The organism is Microbacterium sp. K41 (assembly GCF_004794395.1).
GTDB lineage: Bacteria > Actinomycetota > Actinomycetes > Actinomycetales > Microbacteriaceae > Microbacterium > Microbacterium sufflavum.
This window is the reverse complement of the sequence record NZ_SSDO01000481.1, coordinates 1-841: the sequence shown is the minus strand read 5'-3', so window position 1 is coordinate 841 and position 841 is coordinate 1. Positions and strand designations below refer to the sequence as shown.

At 73.6% G+C, this 841-nt stretch carries 1 protein-coding gene; it reads left to right on the top strand.

Features of this window, described 5'->3' with window-relative positions:
• A partial coding sequence (locus tag DW309_RS19765; protein WP_205812828.1) for a hypothetical protein occupies positions 1-841 on the top strand: 841 nt, incomplete at both ends.

The following is an 841-nucleotide window of genomic DNA, read 5'->3' as shown; positions in this document are numbered from 1 at the left end:
CGTGCAGTACGGCCTCTTGGCGGTGGAGAGCGGCGGGCTGCCCGGGGGCGCACTGCTCGCATACGCGGGCGGCTGGGCGTTCGTCCCCGGCACCTTCCTGACCGCGGTCGTGCCGCTGCTGCTCCTGCCCGGCCGGCGCACCGCCCTCGACCGCGTGCTGCTGTGGCTCGTGATGACGGCGGCCGGCGTGGCCACCGTCGCGTCCCTCACCCAGCAGGGCGCCGGACCGCTCGACAACCCGCTCGCCCCGGACTGGCCGTGGTACCAGGCGATGCTGCCCGGCGCCTACGGGGCCGCGGCCGCCGTGACGCTGTGCGCCTCGACCGCGGTCGCCGTGATCGTGCTAAAGCGGGCACTCCGGTCACCGCGGTCGCAGCGGTACGCCCTGATCTGGCTGCTGGTCGGGCATGTGTTCCTGACCGCCTCCTACGTGGTCACGGTGCTGCCCGCCTCGCTCCAGCTCGCAGCCCCGCTGTGGGTGTTCGGCACCATCGCGCCCATCGTCGGGCAGATCTTCTATCCATCGGCGGTGCTGGTGATGGGTCTGCAGCATCGGCTGCGCGGCGTCGACGTGACGGTGAGCACGGTGCTCACGACCAGCATCCTGGCGGTGCTCGCCGCGACGGGCTACCTGCTGATCGTGACAGCGATGGAGACGGTCGGCCCTCCGACGCCACTGGCCGTGTTCGCCACCGCGGCGCTGGTCGCGATCGGGCTGCTGCCGATGCGGCGCCTCATCCGCCGGCGGGTCGACCGCCTCGTGTACGGCGACGCCGGGGCGCCCGAGCGGCTCGTGGACACGCTGGGGGCGGAGGTGGGCGAGATCGCCACCGGCGCGGAC